The sequence below is a fragment of the Kocuria sp. UCD-OTCP genome (assembly GCF_000349605.1).
Lineage (GTDB): Bacteria > Actinomycetota > Actinomycetes > Actinomycetales > Micrococcaceae > Kocuria > Kocuria rosea.
This window is the reverse complement of record NZ_AOSQ01000037.1, coordinates 27065-43102: the sequence shown is the minus strand read 5'-3', so window position 1 is coordinate 43102 and position 16038 is coordinate 27065. Positions and strand designations below refer to the sequence as shown.

Sequence of the window (16038 nt, the reverse complement as noted above, 5' to 3'; positions counted from 1 at the left end):
GGACCCCGGGCGCAGTCGTGAGACGCTAGAGGCATGTCCCGTCCTGCGTCCTCCAGTGCGTCCCCGGCCGACGGCCCCCGCGAACCCCGCCGGTCCTCCTCCGAGCGGCCCGGCGCCGAGATCCTCTACCAGGAGAAGCTCACCCCCGCGTGGTGGATGTGGCTGCTCGTGCTCTTCGCCGGCGTCGTCGCCCTCGTCGCGCTCGCCCCCATCGACCCGTGGGTGGCCGGAGCGGCGGCCGTCGTGGTCGGCGGCGGCACGGCCGTGGCCCTCGTCGCCTCCAGCACCACCATCGTCGTCACCGACGAGTCCCTGCAGGTCGGCCGGGCCCGCATCGAGCGACGGTTCGTGGGCGAGGCCGAGGCCTTCCGCGGCGACGACGTCCGCCGGGTCCGCGGCCCCGAGCTGGACGGGCGGGCCTTCATGAACTTCCGGGCGTCCGTGGGCCCGGTGGTGCGGATCCGGATCACCGACCCCGTGGACCCCACGCCGTACTGGCTCACCTCCACCCGGCACCCGGAGCGGATCGTCGAGGTGCTGTCCGCGCGTCCGTGAGCGCGCCCGCCGCCACCGCACGGAAGAACCCCGCCGCGACGACCGTCGCGACGGGGTTCTTCCGGTCCTCCGGACGAGCTCGGCCCTGCGGGGCTCAGCCCACGCACTCGACGCAGTACTTGACCCCGCCCCGCTCCTCGGCGATCTGGGAGCGGTGGCGCACCAGGAAGCACGAGCCGCAGGTGAACTCGTCCTCCTGGGCCGGCAGCACGACGACGGACAGCTCCTCGTTGGAGAGGTCCGCGCCCGGCAGCTCGAAGCTCTCGGCCGCGGCCGCCTCGTCCTCGTCGACGGTGCCGGACTGCGCATCGGTGCGGCGCGTCTGCAGCTCCTCGATCGAGTCCTCCTTGAGCTCGTCCTCCTGCTTGCGCGGCGCGTCGTAATCAGTGGCCATGTCCGGTCTTCGCTCCAATGCGGGGTCCGAGGGCGGGCTCCGGCGCGGCCGTGCGCCGCCCTCCGGGCTCTGTGTCGCGTAGATTGTTCACCATCCGTGGGCAAAAATCCAACCCCGTCCCGGGCCCGCGAACACGCGGCCGGGCCCGTCCGCGGGCGGCCTCCGGCCGGGGCGCGCGACGGCCAGTAGGATTGGGGGCGGGTCCGGGCCGGCACGTCGGCCGCGACCGACGGACCCGCCCCGCAGCGCCCGCTCGACGACCCCGAGCGCACCCGAGAACCACCCGGAGGAATGACAGCATGGAGCAGTTGCGCCTGGCAGGTGTGCACGACGACGGTGAGCACCTGGTCGTCGAGGACGAGGCAGGCACCCGCCACCTGTTGCGGATCGACCAGGAGCTGCGCCTGGCCGTCCAGCGCGCCCGGCGGCTGCCGGGCGCCCGCCAGCGGGGAACGGGCCAGTTCGGGCCGCGTGAGATCCAGGCCCGGTTCCGCTCCGGGGCCACGGTCGAGGAGATCGTGGCCGAGAGCGGGTGGGAGGCCTCCCGGGTCCGCCGCTACGAGTGGCCGATCCTCGCCGAGCGGGCCCACATCGCCACCGAGGCCCAGAAGGTCGAGATCGAGGACCGCTCCGCGCACCGCGGCTACCACTCCGTCTTCGAGGGCGAACCCCTCACCCTGGGCCGCGCCGTCGCCCACCGGGCCGCCGACCTCGGGGTGGACCCCTCCTCCCTGGAGTGGGACTCCTGGCAGCGGGAGGACCACCTGTGGGCGGTGGTCGCCCGGTTCTCCGTGGTCGACCGCGCCGCCGCGCCCGCCCACGACGAGCCGCTGGCCGAGTGGTTCTACAACCCGGCGAACCAGAGCGTCCGTCCCACGAACGCGTGGGCGGAGGCCCTCACGGAGGCCGGCACCCCGGACACGCCGCTCGGCACGGGCCTCGGCGTCCTGGACGGTGGCCTCGACCCCGAGCTCACGCAGCTGCGCCGGTCCGCCGTGGAGGCCGACGACCTGCTCGACGTCCTGCAGGCCCGCCGCGGGCAGCGCATCGGGGAGGACGCCGAGGGGGACGACGCCCTCGCCGAGATCCTGGGCCGCGGCATGGGGCACGTCGAGCGGCGGCCCCGCCCCCTGGCCGCACCCGAGGACAGCTCCGTCTTCGACCGCCCCTTCCAGCCGGCCACCCGGTTCCCCGAGCCAGGTCCCGCACCGGAGCCGGCACCGGCCGGTGAGCCCGCGCCCCGGACGGACGGGCCCGCCACCGTGCAGCCCGCCGACGATCCCGTCGTCGAGCCCACCGCGCCCGGTGCGCCCGCCGCTCGCGCCGGCGCCCGGGACACCGTTCAGGAGAGGGCTTCGGAGACCTTCCGGGAGGCCGGACGGGAGCGGGGCGTCGACGACGGCACCGAGCGGTCCGCGGCGCGACCGGACACCGCCGCCTCCCGGGACGAGGCGCCCGCGGCCGGGGACTCCGCCGCCCAGGACTCCGCGCCCCAGGGCTCCGCGACCCAGGACTCCGCGACCGGGAGCTCCCGGGACGACGACGTCCGGGGCGACCGCTCCGCCGGCCCGGCCCCCGCGGTCCCCGGCGAGGAGCCCGAGGACTCCGGCCCCGCCGAGGAGACCGCGCCCGAACGGCCCCGCCCGCGCAACAAGACCGCCAAGGCACGGCGCCCCGCGCGGTCCTCGGTGCCCAGCTGGGACGAGATCGTCTTCGGCAGCTCGTCCGACTGAGCCCCCGGCGCCGGTGCGCGCCGTCCGGCGCCGCCGGCCCGGCACGCGCTAGAGTGCACGCAGCAGGGGACGGCTCCGCGCCGTCCCTCCGGGCTCGTGCGCTCCCCCATCCCGCGCGCGGCCCGGACGGACGACACCACGTCAGGGGCAGCACGACATGGGCAATTCCATCCAGGACGACCTCTTCGGGGACGACGAGCGCGACGCCGCCGCCCCGGACCCCGGCGACCCCGGTGTCCGCGGCGCCTCCGCCGCTCCGGAGGCGCCGGCCGAGCTGGTCCGCGGCTCCGGGCCGGGACGGTTCGTCGCCGGGCTGGTCCTCGGCGCGGTCGTGCTCGTGGTCCTGGTCGGCGCGGGTGCGCTCTACCTGGGCGGCGTGGGCCGCGACCTCTTCGGCGCCGGCCGGGAGGCCGAGTTCACCCCGGCCCCTGCGGTGACCAGCTCGCCGTCCGCCACGCCCACCAGCACGCCCACCGCGTCGCCCACGCCGTCGCGCTCGCGCACGCCCTCCCCCACGCCGAGCCCCTCGGCGGAGGAGCCGGCACCGCCACCCCCGGCCCCGGAGCCCGTGGCGCCCCCGGCGCCGTACGTCCCCCCGGCACCCGTGGTCCCCGAGCCCGTCGTGCCCGAACCCGTGGTGCCCGCCCCGGTCCCGCCGCAGCCCGTGGTCCCCGCGCCCCCGCCGCCGGCGCCGGCCCCGTCCGCACCGGCCCCGGCAGATCCCGGTCCGACCACCCCGGGAGCGCCCGCGGAGGACGACGAGGCCGGCGCGGAGGACGTCGACCCGGACGAGGAGGACGCGGCCGAGGAGGACGCCGGCCCGGCCGCCGCAGAGGCGGGGACCGAGGGGGCCACCACGGAGGACGCGGCCGAGGACGCCTCGCCGGCACCCTGAGCGCAATCCCCCGGCCGCGGTCCACCCGGCGCGGCGGCCGGATCGCCGCGCTGCGCGGCGGCCCCGTGGCGGCTCACCCGGCGTGGCACCCCGGAGGCGGCTCACCCGGCCGCGGCACCCCGGTCGCGGCGTCCCTGCGCCGGCTCGCGGTGGGCGGGCGCTCAGGCCAGGCGCAGCAGCGGGACCTCCCGCTCGGCGCGCGTCAGCGAGCCGTGCTGGCCGACCATGGACAGGACGCTCGGGCGGACCCGGCCCAGGTCGAACAGCGCCAGGGGCTCCCGCCCCAGCACGAGGAGGTCGCCGATGCGCCCGCGCACCGCGTCGCGCACGAGCGCCGGCGGGCCGAAGTAGCCCGCGTCGAGGGCCGCCTCCCGGGAGAGGATCCACACGCGGGACCCGAACTGCTCCCGCCAGGCGGCCACGAGCGCCCGGACGTCCTGCGCCGTCGCGTCCGGCTCCAGGTGCAGCTGCACCGCGCGGGGCTCGCCGGCCGTGTGCCGGACACCGTCCAGCAGCCCCGGGAGCTCGGAGAAGTCGACGCGCGCGTCCCGCGGGACGTCCACCATGCCGTGGTCACCGGTCACCAGCACCGTGGTGCCGGCCGGCACGCGCGCGACCAGACGGCGCAGCGACGCGTCGAGCTCCTCGAGCTGGGCCGTCCACTCCCAGGACTCCCAGCCCCGGGCGTGGCCGGTGCGGTCGAGCTCGTCCCAGTAGAAGTACATGAGGGCGTCGCGTCCCGCCGCGAGCTGGTCGAGCGCGGTGCTGACCCGCGCGGCCGGCCCCTCCGCGGCCACGAACCGGCCCCCGCGCAGGGCCGCGTCGGTGAGCCCGGAGCCGGCGAAGCGCTGCCGGCTGACCGTGACCACGTCCACGTGCTCGGCGGCGCGCTCGAGCACCGTGGGCAGCGGCTGCCACGCCCGGGGGTCCACGGCGGCGTCCCAGCCGCCGAGCAGGTTCACGACCCGGTCCCGGTCGGGGTCCAGCACGTCGTAGCCCACGAGTCCGTGCGCCCCGGGGGCCGCGCCCGTGCCGAGGGACGCCAGCGAGGCCGCCGTGGTCGTGGGGAACGCCGCGTCCAGGGTGGCCAGGCCCTGCGCGCCGGCCAGGCCCGGGGCGTGCCCGGCGCGGGCCCGCAGCTGGGCCCGTCCCAGGCCGTCCACCATGACGACGACGACCCTCCGGGCGGCGGGCAGCCCCAGCGCGTCCCGGAAGCCGGGCACGCCCAGGGACGCCGCGGCCGAGGACATGACCTCCGCGACCGAGCGGCTGCCGTAGCGCGGCGGCCCCGGCAGGTCGGCGGGCAGCGCGGGCAGGACCTCCTGCACCGCCCTCACCGGGCGGCGCCGCTGTCCCGGCCGGTGAACCGGTCTTTTCGGGGGCGTTTTCGACGTCCGTNGGTGGTCGGTTCCCACGCTAGAGAGCCGGTGGCAACAGCCGGGGAACAGAGGCCGCTCGCAGTTCCACAGTTTTTTTTTTCAAGCAGAAGACGGCATACGAGATGTGCGGACGTGACTGGAGTTCAGACGTGTGCTCTTCCGATCTGGCTGGGCGATCTGCGCGCCGTCGGTCAGCGGGGAGAGGTTGGCCCGGCGCAGTGTGCGCGCGAACTCCCGCGCGCCCTCCACGGCGGTCGGGCCGTCGGCCTCCGCGCTGATCCGCAGCACGATGTCCTCCCGGGCGGCCGTGCCGGTGTAGCCGTGGTCGGCCTGGCACTGGGGGTCCTCGCACAGTGCGGGCGCCAGGTCCACGTGCAGGGTGCCCGTCCACGCGATGGCGAGCGTCACCTCGGAGATCGGGCTGTCCGGCCGGTAGTTGGCCGGCTGGTAGTACGAGTAGCTCAGCGTGACCGAGCGGATCTGCGAGATGCCGACCGTCTCCGTGGAGACCCGTGCCACCACGTCCCGGCCGCCCTCGTCGAACTCCTCGTCGTCCACGTGCGTCACGTGCAGCACGTCCTCGGCGAGCACCAGCACGGTGGTGTGGCGGTGCACCTCCGTCCGGTCGATGTGGGTCTCCAGCTGCACGAGGTGGGAGACCGGGGACCGGCCGTCCAGGGAGTCCTGGACCACGTCGATCACCAGCTGCGGGTAGAAGCCGGCCTTGTTGATGTCCTCGACCAGCCGCTGGCCGCGCTCACCTGAATACGTCATGGGGGCCATTTTCCCCCACGGCCGCGCCAGTGCCCAACACGGGCCCTCAGGGCACCCGGAAGTAGCACCGCTCCTCCCCGCCGCCCACGTCCTCGCAGACCCGTTCCAGCACCACGGGGCTCTCCTCCGGCGCCGGGCTCGGGGTCGTGTCGGCGCTGCGCGTGACCGTGGGCGAGCTCCCGGGACCGGGCACCCGCTCCGCGGAGCCCAGGGGATCGAGCAGCAGATATCCGCTCAGCAGCGCAGTCATCCCCACGAGGACCACGAACACGCCGGTCACGGCTCGGCCGCCGCGGCGCCGCCCGGTCCGCGCCGGCCGCGGGAGCGCCTCCGTGGCCCTCCCCCCGGCGGGCCGGCGGCCCGCCCGGTCCCGCCCGGGGTCGTTCCCGGTGCCCCCGCCGTCGCCGTCGCCGGACCCGCCGTGCCCGGAGCCGTCGCGCCCGGACCCGGCAGGGTCCGGCACCTCGTCGTCGCCCGACCCGGTGTGGACTCCCCCGGTGTCGACTCCCCCGGCACCGGTTCTCCCGCTGCCGGTCGTCCCGCTGCCGGCGCCGCCGGCGTCGGCCAGCCCGCCGCCGCCCACCGTGGTCCCGGCCGTCCGCTGCCCGGTGCTGCCGGGAGCGGTGCCGGCGGAGTCGGTGCTCCCGGAGCCGGCGTCCAGGGTGTCGGGGCCGTCCGGGAACCGGCCGCCGGCCTCCGCGCCCGCGGCGGCTCCGCCGCCGAGCCCGGCGCCGGTCGTCCCGTCCGTCCCCTCCGTGCCGTCCCACCCGGTCAGCACCCGGCTCGCCCACGGCTCCGGCAGCGGCTCGAGGACGTCGAAGACCTCGAACGGCTCGCCGTCCCGGGTGCGGGCAGGGTCGAAGCGCCGTCTCGCCGCGCCCGCGGTGAGCTCGTGGAGCACGGTGACGGCCGCGTCGCGGCGCTGGGCGGGGTCCGGGGTGAGGAGGGCGGCGAGGTGCTCCGCGAGGTCGCCCTGCTCCCCCACCACGGCGCGCGCATCGTTGGGCCCCAGGCTCTCCTGCGGCTCCAGCGAGGGGTCGAGCATCCGCAGCGCGGTGATGCCCGCCGCGTAGAGGTCCTGCGCGGGGTTCGGGTCGGTGAGCTCGTAGGCCTCCGGGGGCAGGTAGCCGGGCGTGCCCACCACGGTGCCCGTCCGGGTCAGCCGGGCGTCCTGGACGCGCACGGCGATGCCGAAGTCGGAGAGGAGGACGTGGGGGCGGCCCGTCCCGGTGCTGTCCAGCATGAGGTTGCCCGGCTTCACGTCCCGGTGCACCCAGCCCTGGGCGTGCACGAACTGCAGGGCCTGGAGCAGCTGGGCGAGAACCTCCTCGGTCAGCTCCACCGAGGCGGCCCCGTTGTCGAGCAGCGCGGACTCCAGGGTGCCGCCGTGCACGAGGGGCATCGCGATGACCACGTGCGCGTCCTCCGCGGCCCACCCGTAGGGGGCGAGCACGTGCGGGTGGTCCAGCTTCACCGACTGCTCCCGCGCGAAGCGCAGCAGGTCCGCGGAGTCGCGCTGGCGCAGCACCTTGGCCGCGCACAGCTGCTGGAGCCGGCCGTCCCAGGCCCGCCACACGGAGCCGCTGCCGCCGCGCGCGATGGGGTCGATGAGGGTGTACCGACCGGCTATGGTGTCCGCCACGAAGTCCGGGCCCGCCTAGCTGCGCATGGCCCGGCGCGCGCTGTCCGTCCGCTGCCGGGCGTTGCCGATGCCGACCGAGGCCCCCAGCACGGTCACGGAGCCGCTGGAGACGAGCACGGGGTTCAGCTCCACGCGGGCGATCTCGGGGTGCCGGTCCTTGAGCAGCGCCACCCGGGCGACGAGGTCCTCGAGCCGGTCGACGTCCGCGGCCGGGACCCCCTGGTGGCCGAAGAGCTTGCGCGAGGCCTTGGGCTCGCGGACCATCCGCCGCACGTCCTGGTCGGTGAGCGGCGGGACCCGGTGGGCCCAGTCCTCGAGGAGGTTCACCGCGTCCCCCGCCATCCCGAACGAGACCACGGGGCCGATCAGGGGGTCCTCGATGGCCCGGAGCACCACCGACTGGCCGGTGGGGGCCATGGCCTGCACCTCGAGGTCGAAGGTGCCGAAGGGGGCGAGCGCCCGGTGCATGGTCTCGATGGCCGCCCGCAGCTGCGCGTCGTCCTGGATGTTGAGCTGCACGCCGCCCAGGTCCAGGCGGTGCCGGAGGTTGGGGTCGGTGGTCTTGAGGGCCACGGGGTAGCCGAGCCGGTCGGCGGCGGCCAGGGCGTCCTCGGGATCGGTGAACCGCTCGCTGGGCAGCAGGCCCACCCCGTAGGTCTCCAGCAGCTCCCGCGCCTGGTCCCCGTCCAGCTCGAGCAGCTCGTCGCCGGTGACGCTGGGCAGGATCTTCTCCACGAAGGTCTCCGCCGCCTCCGCGTCGATGCCCTTCGGCTCGGCGAGGCTGCCCTGGTCCTGGGCGCGCCACCGGGTGTAGTCCACGACCTTGGCGAGCGCGCGCAGGGCCGCCCCCGGGGAGTCGAAGCAGGGCACGTCCAGTCCGTCCTCGGCGTGGTGCAGGGCGGAGACCGCTCCGGGCTCGGTGCTGCCCGTGAAGACGACCACCACGGTCTTGCCGTGCTCCCGCCCCACCCGGCCCACGAGCTCGGCCACGCGCTCCGGCGTGGCACCCGGGATCGGCATCAGCGTGACCACGGCGGAGTCGACGGCCTCGGCGCCGAGGCAGCTGTCGACGGCCGCCCGCAGCGCCTCGAGGGCGTCCTCCCCGCCGTCCGCGGTCCGGACCCCCGCCTGGGTCACCGCGACGTCCAGCCCCAGCTGCATGCACCGGTCCTCCATGAGCTGGCCCAGGGCCAGCGCGTTGGAGACGAGGGCCGTGCGGGCGCCCGCGGGCAGGGGCTGGCCGGCGAGGATCCCAGCCACGTCCATGAGGTGCTCGCTCGTGTCCGCGCGGATCACGCCGGCCTGCCGGAACATCGCGTCCAGGGCCCCCGGCGGGGCCTGGGTGGTGCGCCCGGTGTGGCCGGGCGGCAGCCGGAGACCGGTGACCTCGCTCTTGGCCACGATCACGGGCTTGGTCAGGGACAGCCGGCGGGCGATCCGAGAGAACTTGCGCGGGTTGCCCACGGACTGCAGGTAGAGCCCGCACGCGCGGGTCGCGGCGTCGTCCTCCCAGTACTGCATCATGTCGTTGCCGGAGACGTCGGCCCGGTTGCCGGCGGAGAGGTACGTGGACACGCCCACGTCGTGGCGCAGCGCGGCCGCGTTGAGCATCATGCCGATGGCCCCGGACTGGCTGAACAGCCCCAGCGGGCCCTCCCGCGGCACGGTGGGCAGGATGGAGGCGTTGAAGCGGGACTCCGGGGCCGTGCTGTAGAGGCCCAGGCTCGCCGGGCCGACCACGCGCATCCCGTAGGAGCGAGCGCGGCGCACCAGCTCGGTCTGCCGGGCCCGGCCCGCCGCGCCGGCCTCGGCGTACCCGCCCGTGACCACCACGACGGCGCGCACGCCCGCCGCGCCGCACTGGTCCACGACGTCGGCCACCTGGTCGACGGGCACGGCGACCACGGCGAGGTCCACGGGCTCGGGGACCTCCCCGATCGAGGTGGCGTGGGTCATGCCCTCCCGCTCGAAGGGCGTGGGGCTCACCCCGCTGAGCCGGCCGGCGAACCCGGAGGCGACGAGGTGCTCGACCAGCGCGTGCCCGGCGTGGCCGGGGTCCCGCGACGCCCCGATCACGGCGATCGAGGACGGGGAGAGGAGGTCGGCCATGGAGAGGGCCTCGGCGCGGTGCTCCCGCGCGGCCATCACGGCCAGCGACTTCTCGGTCGGGTCGATGTCGAAGCCGACCACCACCACGCCGTCGTCGAACTTGCGGGTGAGCTCGTAGCCCGCCTCCGCGAACACGCGGAGCATCTTGCGGTTCTCGGGCAGGACCTCCGCGGAGAAGTGGTCGATCCCGTTCTCGCGCGCGGCCGCGGCGAGGTGCTCCAGCAGGATCGAGCCGATGCCCCGCCCCTGGTGGGCGTCCGAGATCATGAACGCGACCTCGGCGTCGTCGTGCCGGTCCGTGCGGTCGTAGCGGCCCACGCCGATGATCCGGTCCGCCAGCACCAGCACGAAGCAGACGCGGTCCCGGTGGTCCACGCGGGTGAACCGCTCCAGCTCCCGGGCGGAGAGGGTGGGCTTGTAGGAGAAGAAACGCAGGTAGATGGAGTTCTCGGACTGCGACTGGTGGAAGGCCAGGAGCGCGTCCTTGTCCTCCGGGGAGATCGGGCGCAGCTGCGCCGTCGCGCCGTCGCGGAGGATGACGTCGGCCTCCCAGTACTCGGGGTACTGCCCGGCGTCGTCCGTGTCCGCGGTCTCTGGAACCATAGACTTCAGGCTAGTAGACAAACCTGCACCGTCAACGGTGCGTCCCGGTGCGTCCCCGCACGATCTCGAACGCCGAGCCGCCGGGCCCGCCCCGGACCGACCCACGACCGAAGGACCCCCCGCTGTGATGGCACGCCGCCGTGCGCCCTCCCGCCCGTCCGCCGAGGACGAGCTGCCCCCCGACTTCCGGGAGAACATCGTCGACATCGACGTGACCTCCGAGATGGAGACGAGCTTCCTCGAGTACTCGTACTCCGTCATCTACTCCCGCGCCCTGCCCGACGCCCGGGACGGGCTCAAGCCCGTGCAGCGGCGCATCCTGTTCATGATGAACCAGATGGGGCTGCGCCCGGACCGCGGCCACGTCAAGAGCGCCCGCGTCGTGGGCGAGGTGATGGGCAAGCTGCACCCGCACGGCGACTCCGCCATCTACGACGCGATGGTCCGGCTCGCCCAGTCCTTCGCGATGCGCCTGCCGCTCGTGGACGGGCACGGCAACTTCGGCTCCCTCGACGACGGCCCCGCCGCCTCCCGCTACACCGAGGCCCGGATGGCCCCGGCCGCCCTGGCGCTGACGGCCGACCTCGACGAGGACGTCGTCGACTTCGTGCCCAACTACGACAACCAGTTCACCCAGCCGGGCGTGCTGCCCGCGGCGTTCCCCAACCTGCTGGTCAACGGCTCCTCCGGCATCGCGGTGGGCATGGCCACGAACATGGCCCCGCACAACCTGCGCGAGGTCGTCGCGGGCGCCCGGCACCTCGTGGAGCACCCCGAGGCGACGCTCGAGGAGCTCATGCGCTTCGTCCCGGGCCCGGACCTGCCCTCGGGCGGGCGGATCGTGGGCCTCGACGGGATCCGGGACGCCTACCGGACCGGGCGCGGCTCCTTCAAGACCCGCGCGAAGGTCTCGGTCGAGCAGATCTCCCCCCGCAAGCAGGGCATCGTCGTCACCCAGCTGCCCTACATGGTGGGGCCCGAGAAGGTCACCGAGAAGATCAAGGAGGCGGCGCAGGCCAAGAAGCTCCAGGGCGTCTCCGACGTCGTGGACCTGACCGACCGCAAGAACGGCCTGCGGCTGGTCATCGAGGTCAAGAACGGCTTCAACCCGCAGGCCGTCCTCCAGCAGCTCTACAAGTACACGCCCATGGAGGACTCCTTCGGGATCAACAACGTTGCCCTCGTGGACGGACGGCCCCGCACCATGGGCCTCCTGGAGCTGCTGCGGGTCTACGTGGAGCACCGGCTGTCGGTGGTCCGGCGGCGCACCGGCTTCCGGCTGGCCAAGCGGCGCGACCGCCTGCACCTGGTCGAGGGCCTGCTCGTGGCGATCGTCGACATCGACGAGGTCATCCAGATCATCCGCTCCTCCGACGAGACCGCCGTGGCCCGGGAACGGCTCATGGCCGTGTACGACCTCAGCCGCGTGCAGGCCGACCACATCCTCGAGCTGCGGCTGCGGCAGCTGACCAAGTACTCGCGGATCGAGCTCGAGAAGGAGCAGGAGGAGCTGCGCCGGGAGATCGCCGAGCTCGAGGAGACCCTCGCCTCGGACTCGCGGCTGCGGGCCCTGGTCTCCGCGGAGCTCGCGGAGGTCGCGGAGGTCCACGGCGACGACCGGCGCACCGAGCTGCTGGAGTCGGAGGCCCTGCCGGCGCCCGTCGCCGCGGCGGCGGCCCCCGCACCGGGGCGGACGGCGGCGGGCGGGCTCGCGCTCGAGATCGCCGACGACCCCTGCTGGGTCTTCCTGTCCACCTCGGGCCAGCTCGCCCGCACGCCCTCCCAGGTCCCGCTGGTGGACCCGCCCCGGCGGATCAAGCACGACGCCCTGGTCTCCGCGGTGCGCGCCACCGCCCGCGGGGAGATCGGGGCGGTCACGTCCACCGGGCGCATGCTGCGCGTCCAGGTGATGGACGTGCCCGTGCTGACCGCCTTCGAGGGCACCCCGAAGCTGGGCGACGGCGTCCCGGTCAAGGATTTCCTCACCCTCGGCCGCGGGGAGCGGCTCGTGGGGCTCGCGCCGCTCAACGCGGTGCTGGCCCTGGGCACCCGCAACGGCGTGGTCAAGCGGGTCAGCCCCGAGTATCCGCTCAACCGCGAGGACTGGGAGGTCATCACGCTCAAGGACGACGACGAGGTGGTCGGCCTCGCCGAGTCCGCCGCCGCGGAGGACGAGCTGGTGTTCGTGACCCGGGACGGGAAGCTGCTGCACTTCGAGGCCGGTGCGGTGCGCCCCCAGGGCCGGACCGCGGGCGGCGTCGCCGGGGTCAAGCTGGTCGCGGGGGACGCCGTGGTCTTCTTCGGGGCGGTCCGCGCCGCGGACGAGACGCCCGTGGTCGTGACCCTCGCCCGAGCCGACGAGGTGCTCCCCGGCATGTCGCAGTACTCGGTGAAGGTCACCCCGTTCTCGGAGTACCCGCCCAAGGGCCGGGCCACCGGAGGGGTGCGCGCGCACCGGTTCCTCAAGGGCGAGACGGGACTGGCCCTGGCCTGGGTGGGGCACGGACCGGCCAAGGCGGTCGCGGCCTCGGGCGTGGCCCGGGCCCTGCCCACCGAGCACGGGCGCCGGGACGGCTCGGGCGTGCCCACCGACCAGGTGATCGACGCGGTGGGTCCGGCCTACGGCTGAGGCTCAGCGGCGGGGCCCGAGCAGCCCCATCTGCTCCACCGCCGCCCGCTCCTCCTCGAGCTCCCGGACGGAGCGGTCGATGCGGGCGCGGGAGAACTCGTCCAGCTCGAGGTCCGGCACGATCGCGGCCCGGCCGTCCCGGCAGACCACCGGGAACGAGCTGACGAGTCCCTCCGGCACGCCGTAGGAGCCGTCGGACGCGACCGCCATGGACGTCCACGTGCCCTCGGGGGTGCCCAGGACCCAGTCGCGGACGTGGCACAGGGCCGCGTGGGCCGCCGAGGCCACCGAGGAGCCGCCGCGCACGTCGATGATCTCCGCGCCGCGGCGCGCCACCCGGGGGATGAAGGTGTCGTCCACCCAGGCGAGGTCGTGGCCTCCCCCGGCCAGCACCTCGAGCGCCGGCCGGCCCCCGACCGTGGCGTGGGTCAGGTCGGGGTACTGGCTCGCCGAGTGGTTGCCCCACACGGCCACGCCGTCGATCTCGTCGACGCGGGCCCCGGTGGCCGCGGCGAGCTGGGCCAGCGCGCGGTGGTGGTCGAGCCGGGTGAGGGCGGTGAAGCGCTCGCGCGGGACGTCCGGGGCGTGCGAGGCGGCGATGTAGGCGTTGGTGTTGGCGGGGTTGCCGACCACCACGGCCCGGAAGTCCTCGGCGGCGCCGCGGTTGACGGCCCGCCCCTGGACCGAGAAGATCCCGGCGTTGGCCTCGAGCAGGTCGGCCCGCTCCATGCCCTGGGACCGGGGGCGGGCCCCGATGAGCAGCCCCACCGAGGCGCCGTCGAACGCGGCGTCCGCGTCCTCGAAGACCTCCACGCCGTCGAGCAGCGGGAACGCCCCGTCCTGCAGCTCCAGGGCGGTGCCCTCCGCGGCCCGCCGCGCCTGCGGGAGCTCGAGCAGGTGCAGGCGGACGGGGGTGCCGGGGCCGAGGAGGTCGCCCGCCGCGGCCCGGAAGACGGTGGCGTAGCCGATCTGGCCCGCGGCACCGGTCACGGTAACGGTGACCGGCCGGGGCCGGCCGGGTGCGGGGGACGGGGTGTGCGGGCCGGTGGCGGTCATGCGGGGTCCTTCCTCGGGGACGGTCGCTCGTCCCTGCCCAGCGTAGCGGCCGCACCAGGGCACCGGCCCTCGGTGCGCCCGCCGTCCCGCGCGCTCAGGCGTCGATGCGCTCCTGGTCCAGGTGCGTGGCGCCCTCGATGATGAAGTCCTTGCGCGGGGCCACCTCGGAGCCCATGAGCAGGGAGAAGGCGTGCTCGGCGGCCTCGGCGTCCTCCACCCGGATCCGGCGCAGCATCCGGTGCCGGACGTCCATGGTCGTCTCCGCGAGCTGGTCCGCGTCCATCTCGCCCAGGCCCTTGTAGCGCTGGATGGGCTCCTTGTACCGCCGCCCCTCCGCCTCGAGCCGGGCGAGCAGGTCCGTGAGCTCGCGCTCGGAGTACGTGTAGACCATCTCGTTGGCCTTGCCGCCGGCGTTGACGATCTCCACCCGGTGCAGCGGGGGCACCGCCGCGTAGACCCGCCCGGCCTCCACGAGCGGGCGCATGTAGCGGTAGAACAGCGTGAGCAGCAGGGTGCGGATGTGCGCGCCGTCGACGTCGGCGTCCGTCATCATGATGACCTTGCCGTAGCGGGCGGCGGTGAGGTCGAAGGTGCGCCCCGAGCCGGCGCCGATGACCTGGATGAGCGCGGCGCACTCCGTGTTGGCGAGCATGTCCGTGATGGACGCCTTCTGCACGTTGAGGATCTTGCCGCGGATCGGCAGCAGCGCCTGATAGTTGGAGGACCGGGCCAGCCGCGCCGTGCCGAGCGCGGAGTCGCCCTCCACGATGAACAGCTCGGAGCGCTCCACGTCGTTCGAGCGGCACTCGACGAGCTTGGCCGGCATCGAGGAGGTCTCCAGGGCGTTCTTGCGCCGCTGGGTCTCCTTGTGCACCCGCGCGGAGATGCGGGACTTCATCTCCGCCACGACCTTCTCGAGCAGCTGCCCGGCCTGCTGCTTGTCGTGGCGGCCGGTGGCCGTGAGCTTGGCGGTCAGCTCCTTCTCGATCACCCGGCTCACGATCTGGCGCACGGCCGGGGTGCCGAGGACCTCCTTGGTCTGGCCCTCGAACTGCGGCTCCGCCAGCCGCACCGTGAGCACGGCCGTGAGCCCGGCCAGGACGTCGTCCTTCTCGATCTTGTCGCTGCCGGCCTTGAGCTTGCGGGCGTTGGCCTCGATCTGCTTCCGGAACGTCTTCAGCAGGGCCGCCTCGAAGCCGGCCTGGTGGGTGCCGCCCTTGGGGGTCGCGATGATGTTCACGAACGAGCGCAGGGACGTGTCGTAGCCGATGCCCCAGCGCAGGGCGACGTCGACCTCGCACGTGCGGTCCAGCTCCGTGAGCTTGGAGCGGCCGTTCTCGTCCAGGACCGGGACGTTCTCCTTGAACCGGCCCTCGCCCTGGAACCGCCACACGTCGGTGACCGAGCTGTCGGCGGCGAGGTACTCCACGAACTCGGAGATCCCGCCGTCGTGCTGGAACACCTCCTCGTGGGTCCCGAACTCCCCCGGCGTGCCGGGCAGGCCCCGCTGGTCGCGCACGGTGATGCGCAGCCCGGGGATCAGGAACGAGGTCTGGCGGGCGCGCTTGGCGAGCTCCTCGTAGCTGAACCGGGCGTCCGCCGTGAAGATCTGCTCGTCCGCCCAGTACCGGATCCGGGTGCCGGTGACGCCCCGCTTGGCCTTGCCGACGACGTCGAGCACCGACCCCTCCACGAACGGCTCGAACCGGGCGTGCGGGGAGGGCCGGCCCTGGTCCACGAAACGGCCGGGCTCGCCGTGCCGGAAGGACATCTGGTAGGTCCTCCCGCCGCGGTCCACCTGGACGTCCAGGCGGGCGGAGAGCGCGTTGACCACCGAGGCGCCCACGCCGTGCAGGCCGCCGGAGGCGCTGTAGGAGCCGCCGCCGAACTTCCCGCCCGCGTGCAGCTTGGTGAAGACGACCTCCACGCCGGTCAGCCCGGTGCGCGGCTCGAGGTCGATGGGGATGCCGCGGCCGTCGTCGTGGACCTCCACGGCGCCGTCGGCGTGCAGGACCACCGTGATCTGGTGGCCGAAGCCGGCGAGGGCCTCGTCCACGGAGTTGTCGATGATCTCCCACATGCAGTGCATCAGCCCGCGGGAGTCGGTGGAGCCGATGTACATGCCCGGCCGCTTCCGGACGGCCTCGAGGCCCTCGAGGACGGAGAGGTGGCGGGCGTTGTACTCGGAACGGGACGGTGTCACGGGGATACGACTCCTGGGGGACGGCGGGATTCCCCACCACTGTAGTCCCGGCGGCGGACACCGCAG

The 16038-nt window shown here is 74.7% G+C and carries 10 protein-coding genes; 4 read left to right on the top strand and 6 right to left on the bottom strand.

Annotation, left to right across the window (positions count from 1 at the left end; genetic code table 11):
• The first annotated feature begins 33 nt into the window (after positions 1 to 33).
• Positions 34 to 555 carry a DUF3093 domain-containing protein gene (locus H488_RS31365; RefSeq protein ID WP_017834173.1) on the top strand — a complete coding sequence of 174 codons (522 nt, stop codon included), beginning with the start codon at positions 34 to 36 and terminating at the stop codon, positions 553 to 555.
• A gap of 94 nt (positions 556 to 649) precedes the next feature.
• On the opposite strand, the gene H488_RS31360 is transcribed toward H488_RS31365, so the two are convergent.
• Positions 650 to 949: a DUF4193 domain-containing protein gene (locus H488_RS31360; RefSeq protein WP_017834172.1), complete on the bottom strand. Its 300-nt coding sequence runs from the start codon at positions 947 to 949 to the stop codon at positions 650 to 652.
• Between the two features lie 299 nt (positions 950 to 1248).
• Between H488_RS31360 and sepH the strand changes: the two genes are divergently transcribed.
• On the top strand, positions 1249 to 2682 hold the full coding sequence (sepH, locus tag H488_RS31355) for a septation protein SepH (protein ID WP_017834171.1): 1434 nt from the start codon (positions 1249 to 1251) through the stop codon (positions 2680 to 2682).
• 157 nt (positions 2683 to 2839) lie between these two features.
• On the top strand, positions 2840 to 3577 hold the full coding sequence (locus tag H488_RS31350) for a hypothetical protein (RefSeq protein WP_031283350.1): 738 nt from the start codon (positions 2840 to 2842) through the stop codon (positions 3575 to 3577).
• Between the two features lie 161 nt (positions 3578 to 3738).
• On the opposite strand, the gene H488_RS31345 is transcribed toward H488_RS31350, so the two are convergent.
• From H488_RS31345 to H488_RS31330, 3 genes are all read right to left on the bottom strand, one after another.
• Positions 3739 to 4905: an alkaline phosphatase family protein gene (locus H488_RS31345; protein ID WP_017834170.1), complete on the bottom strand. Its 1167-nt coding sequence runs from the start codon at positions 4903 to 4905 to the stop codon at positions 3739 to 3741.
• Positions 4906 to 5776: 871 nt separating this feature from the next.
• Positions 5777 to 7372, bottom strand: a complete 1596-nt coding sequence (locus tag H488_RS38250; protein ID WP_051063801.1) for a serine/threonine-protein kinase — start codon at positions 7370 to 7372, stop codon at positions 5777 to 5779.
• Between the two features lie 15 nt (positions 7373 to 7387).
• The gene (locus H488_RS31330) at positions 7388 to 10084 is read right to left on the bottom strand and encodes a bifunctional acetate--CoA ligase family protein/GNAT family N-acetyltransferase (RefSeq protein ID WP_017834168.1); all 2697 of its coding nucleotides are present in this window, start codon (positions 10082 to 10084) and stop codon (positions 7388 to 7390) included.
• 127 nt (positions 10085 to 10211) lie between these two features.
• Between H488_RS31330 and H488_RS31325 the strand changes: the two genes are divergently transcribed.
• Positions 10212 to 12713, top strand: coding sequence for a DNA gyrase/topoisomerase IV subunit A (locus H488_RS31325; RefSeq protein ID WP_017834167.1), 2502 nt, complete (start codon positions 10212 to 10214; stop codon positions 12711 to 12713).
• Positions 12714 to 12716: 3 nt separating this feature from the next.
• On the opposite strand, the gene H488_RS31320 is transcribed toward H488_RS31325, so the two are convergent.
• Both H488_RS31320 and H488_RS31315 read right to left on the bottom strand, forming a co-directional pair.
• Positions 12717 to 13769: a malate dehydrogenase gene (locus H488_RS31320; protein ID WP_017834166.1), complete on the bottom strand. Its 1053-nt coding sequence runs from the start codon at positions 13767 to 13769 to the stop codon at positions 12717 to 12719.
• A 94-nt stretch (positions 13770 to 13863) separates the two neighbouring features.
• Positions 13864 to 15972, bottom strand: a complete 2109-nt coding sequence (locus tag H488_RS31315; protein WP_017834165.1) for a DNA gyrase/topoisomerase IV subunit B — start codon at positions 15970 to 15972, stop codon at positions 13864 to 13866.
• Between the last annotated feature and the right edge of the window lie 66 nt (positions 15973 to 16038).